2 protein-coding genes are annotated in these 7,096 nt (G+C 70.6%); both read right to left on the bottom strand.

What is annotated here, in order from left to right; translation table 11 throughout:
- Positions 1-108: 108 nt before the first annotated feature.
- On the bottom strand, positions 109-5,049 hold the full coding sequence (locus tag ACWD4U_RS32645; RefSeq protein WP_363460925.1) for an NAD-glutamate dehydrogenase: 4,941 nt from the start codon (positions 5,047-5,049) through the stop codon (positions 109-111).
- Between the two features lie 277 nt (positions 5,050-5,326).
- On the bottom strand, positions 5,327-6,979 hold the full coding sequence (gene pruA, locus ACWD4U_RS32640) for an L-glutamate gamma-semialdehyde dehydrogenase (protein WP_363460931.1): 1,653 nt from the start codon (positions 6,977-6,979) through the stop codon (positions 5,327-5,329).
- Positions 6,980-7,096: the final 117 nt, after the last annotated feature.

The following is a 7,096-nucleotide window of genomic DNA, read 5'->3' as shown; positions in this document are numbered from 1 at the left end:
CGCAGCCACTCCGACCTCGTTCGACGGGCTCGCCGGTGGCGGTGCGGGCGGTGGCGGTGCGGGCGGTGGCGGCGGGACTCCCGGGCCCCCGTCGGGGTGGTGCTGCGGTCAGCGACCGGTGCGCAGCAGGGTGCGGATCACCCGCATCGCGACCGAGAGGCTGGACAGCTCGTAGTTGTCCGAACCCCTTATGTCGTCGAGGGTGGTGCGGGCCCGGCTGAGCAGGGTGCCGTTGAGGTCGGCCCAGGCGGTGTAGCGCTCCTCGGGGCTGGATCCGGCGGGCCCGGCGGCGAGCACGTCGGCGGTGAGCGCCGAGTGCGCGGCGAACAGGTCCTCGCGGATCGCGGCGCGGGCCATCGAGGACCACCGGTCGGTGCGCGGCAGTTCGATGATCCGGTCGAGCAGGTGGCTGATCTGCAGGCGGTCGCCGAGGTCGTAGTACAGCTCGGCGACCTCCATCACGTCGGCGTCCGAGCGGTCCGCGACGCCGACGATGTCGAGGGTCGGGAACGCGGAGGACAGTCCGGCGATCCGGGTGGCCAGCTCGTCGGGGACGCCGGCGCCGGCCAGCTCCTCGTAGACCGAGTCGTACCAGGCGAGGTCCTCGCCGCGCAGCGGCTTGGGCAGCGACTCCCAGACCTGGTTGACCCGGTCGTGGAAGAACTCGATGGTGCCGGCGATGTCGAGCGGCTGGCGGCGGTTGTTCAGCATCCACCGGGTGGCGCGCTCGACCAGGCGGCGGGAGTGCAGCCGCATCTTGGTCTGGACGCGGGCGCCGACCTGGTTGTCGAGGCCCTCGACGGAGTCCCAGATCTGCTCCAGGCCGAACACCGCGCGGGCGGCGGCGTGGGTGCGGGCGATCTCCTCCATGGTCGCGCCGGTCTCCTCGCGGAGCCGGAACGCGAAGGTGCAGCCGCCGCGGTTGATCGTGTCGTTGACGATCAGGGTGGTGATGATCTCGCGGCGCAGCGGGTGGTTGTCGATCTGCTCGGCGAACCGGGCCCGCAGCGCGCTCGGGAAGTACTGGTGGAGCACGGTGCGGAAGTACGGGTCGTCGGGCAGCTCGGTGGCGAGCAGCTCGTCGGACAGGGTGATCTTGGTGTAGGCGAGCAGCACCGACAGCTCGGGCTGGGAGAGTCCCCGGCCGGCCTGCTGGCGGTCGCGGATCTGCTTCTCGGTGGGCAGGTACTCCAGCGCCCGGTCGAGCTGCCCGGCGGACTCCAGCCGGTTGATCATGCGGGAGTGCACGTTGACCATGCTGGCGGCCTGGGCGACCGCGTTGGCCAGCACCACGTTCTGCGCGTAGTTGTTGCGCAGCACCAGGTGGCCGACCTCGTCGGTCATCTCGGCGAGCAGGGCGTTGCGCTGCTTGACCGTCATGTCGCCGTCGGCGACGACCTGGTTGAGCAGGATCTTGATGTTCACCTCGTGGTCCGAGGTGTCCACGCCGGCCGAGTTGTCGATGGCGTCGGTGTTGATCCAGCCGCCGGTGGACTGCGGGCCGCCGGTGGAGGCGAACTCGATCCGGCCGAGCTGGGTGCAGCCGAGGTTGCCGCCCTCGCCGATGACCCGGGCGCGGACGTCGGCGCCGTTGACCCGGATCGCGTCGTTGGACTTGTCGCCGACCTCGGCGTTGGTCTCGGTCGACGCCTTGACGTAGGTGCCGATGCCGCCGTTCCAGAACAGGTCCACGGGGGCCTGCAGGATCGCCTTCATCAGCTCGGCGGGGGTCAGCTTCGAGGCGTCGATGCCGAGCCGCTCGCGGACCTGCGCGGACAGCTGGATCGACTTGGCCGAGCGCGGGAAGACGCCGCCGCCGGCCGAGATCAGCGACTTGTCGTAGTCGTCCCAGGAGCTGCGCGGCACGTCGAACAGCCGGCGGCGCTCCGCGAAGGAGACCGCGGCGTCCGGGTTCGGGTCGAGGAAGATGTGCCGGTGGTCGAAGGCCGCGACCAGCCGGATGTGCTCGGAGAGCAGCATGCCGTTGCCGAACACGTCGCCGGACATGTCGCCGATGCCGATGACGGTGAAGTCCTCGGACTGGGTGTCGACCCCGAGCTCGCGGAAGTTGCGCTTGACGGACTCCCAGGCGCCGCGGGCGGTGATGCCCATGCCCTTGTGGTCGTAGCCCGCCGAGCCGCCGGAGGCGAACGCGTCGCCGAGCCAGAAGCCGTACGACTCCGCGACGCCGTTGGCGATGTCGGAGAAGGTCGCGGTGCCCTTGTCGGCGGCGACCACCAGGTAGGTGTCGTCCTCGTCGTGGCGGACCACGTCGAGCGGGTGGACGACCTCGCCGGCGACCAGGTTGTCGGTGATGTCGAGCAGCGCCGAGATGAAGGTCTTGTACGAGGCGACGCCCTCGGCCAGCCAGGCGTCGCGGTCCACCGACGGGTCCGGCAGCTGCTTGGCGACGAAGCCGCCCTTGGCGCCGACCGGCACGATGACGGTGTTCTTGACCATCTGGGCCTTGACCAGGCCGAGGATCTCGGTGCGGAAGTCCTCGCGCCGGTCGGACCAGCGCAGGCCGCCGCGGGCGACCTTGCCGAAGCGCAGGTGGACGCCCTCGACCCGGGGCGAGTAGACCCAGATCTCGAAGGCGGGGCGCGGCGCGGGCAGGTCCGGGATGGCCTTGGGGTCGAACTTCATCGACACGTACGAGTGCCAGGAGCCCTCGCCGTCGTGCTGGAAGAAGTTGGTCCGCAGGGTGGCCTTGATCAGGTGCAGGAACGAGCGCAGGATGCGGTCCTCGTCCAGCGAGACCACCTCGTCGAGGGCGCCGGAGAGCTCCTCGACGATGGCGTCGGTCAGTTCCTCGCCGCCGGAGCGGTGGCTCGGCGAGAGCCGGGCCTCGAACAGGTTGACCAGCAGCCGGGTGGTGTGGGTGTTGTTGCGGAGCGCGTCCTCCATGTAGTCCTGGGAGAACGTGCTGCCGGCCTGCCGCAGGTACTTGGCGTAGGCGCGCAGCACCGTGGCCTGACGCCAGGTCAGCTTGGCGGTGAGGACCAGCTCGTTGAAGCCGTCGTTCTCCGCGTGGCCGAGCCAGGTGGCGGAGAAGGTGTCCTGGAACCGCTCGCGGTCCTCCTCGGTGAGGTCGGTGCCCTCACGCAGCCGCAGGCCGAAGTCGACCACCCAGGCGGTGGTGCCGTCGGTGCGGCGCAGCGCGTACGGGTGCTCGTCGAGCACCTCGACGCCCAGGCGCTGCAGCACCGGGAGCACCTCGGTCAGCGAGATCGGGCCGCCGACCCGGTAGATCTTGAACCGGCGCTCGTCGTCGCCGGCGCCGACCGGCTGGTACAGGTTCAGCCGGAAGTCGCCCTCGCCGCTCAGCGACTCGATCTGCTTGAGGTCGGCGACGGCGGTGCGCGGCGGGAAGTCGGCGCGGTAGCCGTCGGGGAAGGCGTTGCCGTACTTGTGGCCGAGCTCGGCGGCCCGCTCCTCGCCGACCTCGGTCCGCAGCTGGTCGTGGAAGCCGTCCATCCAGAACCGGGCGGCCTCGGCCAGCCGGTTCTCGATCCGCTCGTGGTCGGCCTCGGACAGCTGCGGCAGCTCGGTGCCGGGGGCGACCCGGACCACGAAGTGCAGGCGGGTCAGCACCGACTCGGTGGCGTACACCGTGTAGTCGATGGAGTCGCCGTTCAGCTCCTCCTTGAGGATGTCCATCAGGAGCAGGCGGATCCGGGTGGTGTACCGGTCGCGCGGCAGGTAGACGTAGGCCGAGTAGTAGCGGCCGTAGTCGTCCTGGCGGAGGAACAGCCGCAGCCGGCGGCGCTCCTGCAGGTACAGCACGCTGGTGGCGATGGAGAGCAGTTCCGCGGCGGCGGTCTGGAACATCTCGTCGCGCGGGAAGGTCTCCATGATCTGGAGCAGGTCGCGGCCGTCGTGGCTGTCGCCGGAGAAGCCCGCGGCGTCCAGCACCGCCTGCACCTTGCGGCGCACGACCGGGATCCGGGTGACCGACTCGGTGTAGGCGGCGGAGGAGAACAGGCCGAGGAAGCGGCGCTCGCCGATCGGCTCGCCTGCGGCGTTGAACTTCTTCACGCCGACGTAGTCGAGGTACGCGGGGCGGTGCACGGTGGCCCGGCTGTTCGCCTTGGTCAGCACCAGCAGCTTCTTCTCGTGCGCCTTGGCGCGCACCGGGGCGGAGAGTCGGCCGAAGGCCTCGGACACCGGGTGGTGGTCGGTGTCGTGGCTGAGCGGGTCGGCCCGCAGGATGCCCAGGCCGGTGCCGGCGACGGCCTTCAGGACCTCTTCGCCCTCGTGCTCGACCAGGTCGTACTCGCGGTAGCCGAGGAAGGTGAAGTGGTCGTCGGCCAGCCAGCGCATCAGCTCCCAGGCCTCACCGACCTCCAGCTCGGGCAGGTGCGCGGGGGGCTGCTCGGCGAGCTCGTCGGCCAGTCGGAGCGCGGAGTCGCGCATCTTCGACCAGTCCTCGACCACCTCGCGGACGTCGCCCAGGACGCGGCGCAGGTTGGCCTCGATCTCGCGGAGGTCCTCGCGGCTGGTCTCGCGGTCGATCTCGATGTGCATCCACGACTCGACGGAGGCGTCGGCGGGCCACTCGGCGCCGGCGGCCTGCGCGCGGTTGCAGGCGTCGACGTCGAGGATCTCCAGCAGCTTGCCGGTGATGTCGCGGCGCACCGCCAGCTGCGGGTGCACGACCAGGTGGATGCCGCGGTCCAGGCGGGTCAGCTCGTTGGTGACGGAGTCGACCAGGAACGGCATGTCGTCGGTGACCACCTCGACCACGGTGTGGCCGCAGGACCAACCGTTCTCCTCGACGGTCGGGGTGGAGACCCGGACCTCGGCCGTCCCCTGCGGGCGCTTGAGGCCCAGCCGGTAGTGGGAGGCGGCGGCGCCGTACACGTCGACCGGGTCCCGGTTGATCAGGTCCTCGGGCGCCGTGTGGAGGTAGTAGTGGTGCAGGTAAGCGGCCAGAGCACCGTTGCTCAGACCCTCCCCGGGCGCCGCTCCCCCCACCTGGCTGTTCTCAGCGGCTGCTGCTGCTTTCTTGAGCAGGTCGGCCTTGGCTGCGTCCAGCTTGGTCTGCATGGCTGTTTGGCTCCTGTCGCGCGCCGTTGCGTGACTCGGTGATGACTGTGGGTGCACCGCCGGTCCGCACCTCGGCAATCCTCCCGCACGCACCGGGTGAAAAGCGCTCATGCCACGCATGAGTTGCCTTCCGCCCGGGTACGACAGATCGTTTGGCCTGCCTGTCCGTCTCGGCGACGCCAGCCAGCCTAACCTGATGAAACGAAGGTGTCAGGGGACACGGAGGAGCAATCCCGCAGGGAGATCGTTCCTTCCTGGACAGCTTGTCCAATCCTTCTCAGTCGCGCGTTCCCAGCTCGGGCGACCACTCCATGTGCGGATGGACGTAGTCGGTCGGCGGCGTGAACGTCTCCTTGATGGACCTCGTCGAGGTCCACCGCAGCAGGTTCTGCGCCGCTCCGGCCTTGTCGTTGGTCCCGGAGGCCCGCCCGCCGCCGAACGGCTGCTGCCCGACCACCGCGCCGGTCGGCTTGTCGTTGATGTAGAAGTTGCCCGCGGTGAACCGCAGCCGCTCCACCGCCCGCGCGATGGCCCGCCGGTCCTGCGCGATCACCGCGCCGGTCAGCCCGTACGGCGCGGCCCGGTCGACCCGCTCCAGCGCGTCCTCCCAGCGGGAGTCCTCGTACACCTGCACCGCCAGGATCGGCCCGAAGTACTCGGTGGAGAAGATCTCGTTGCGCTGGTCCGGGGAGACCAGCACGGTCGGCCGGACGAAGTAGCCGATCGCGTCGTCGTACTGCCCGCCCGCGACCAGCTCCACCTGCGGGTCCTGCTTGGCCCGCTCGATCGCGGCGCGGTTCTTCTCGAACGCGCGGGCGTCGATCAGCGCGCCCATGAAGTTGCTCAGGTCGGTGACGTCGCCGACGGTCAGCGCGTCCACCTCGGCCAGGAAGTCGTCCTTGATCCGCTGCCAGAGGCTGCGCGGCAGGTACGCCCGGGACAGCGCCGAGCACTTCTGGCCCTGGTACTCGAAGGCGCCGCGGATCAGCGCGGTGCGCAGCACCGCCTCGTCGGCGGACGGGTGCGCGATCAGGAAGTCCTTGCCGCCGGTCTCGCCGACGATCCGCGGGTAGCTGCGGTAGCCGGCGATGTTGTTGCCGATGGTGCGCCACAGCTGCTGGAAGACCGCGGTGGAGCCGGTGAAGTGCAGCCCGGCGAGGGTCGGGTCGGCCAGCGCCACCTCGGAGAGCGCCTTCCCGTCGCCGGTGACCAGGTTGATCACGCCCGGCGGCAGGCCCGCCTCCTCCAGCAGCCGCATCAGGTAGTACGCGGAGAGCGTCTGGGTCGGCGCGGGCTTCCACACCACGGTGTTGCCCATCAGCGCCGGCGCGGTCGGCAGGTTCCCGGCGATCGCGGTGAAGTTGAACGGGGTCACCGCGTAGACGAAGCCCTCGAGCGGGCGGTGGTCGCTGCGGTTCCACACTCCCGGGCCGGAGACCGGCTGCTCGGCGAGGATCCGCCGCGCGAAGTGCACGTTGAACCGCCAGAAGTCGACCAGTTCGCAGGGCGCGTCGATCTCCGCCTGCTGCGCGGTCTTCGACTGGCCGAGCATGGTCGCCGCGGCGAGGGTCTCCCGCCACGGACCGGCCAGCAGGTCCGCGGCCCGCAGGAAGACCGCCGCGCGGTCGTCGAAGGACAGCGAGCGCCACTCCGGTCCCGCCTCGACCGCCGCGTCCACCGCCAGCCGGGCGTCCGCGTGCGTCGCGTTGCCCAGCATCCCGAGCTTCGCCGCGTGGTGGTGCGGCTGCACCACCTCGATCCGCTCGCCGCCGCCGAAGCGCCGCTCCCCGCCGATGGTCATCGGCAGCGGGATGTTCTGCCCCGCCAGCTCGTCCAGTCTCCGCATCAACCGGGCCCGCTCCGGGCTGCCCGGCGCGTACGCGCGCACCGGCTCGTTGGCGGGCGTGGGGACGGTGGTGACCGCGTCGATCGGCATGGTGCTCAGGTGCTCCGTACGGTGGTGCGAATCCCTGTCGGGGGCTTCTCCAGGGTGAACGGGCGGTGCGGGCCTGACGTGCCGTGACACGCGCTTCGCCGCCCTTTCGCG

Source organism: Kitasatospora sp. NPDC002522 (assembly GCF_053595195.1).
The sequence above is the reverse complement of the archived record's forward strand: the minus strand, read 5'-3'. Positions and strand labels throughout refer to the sequence as shown.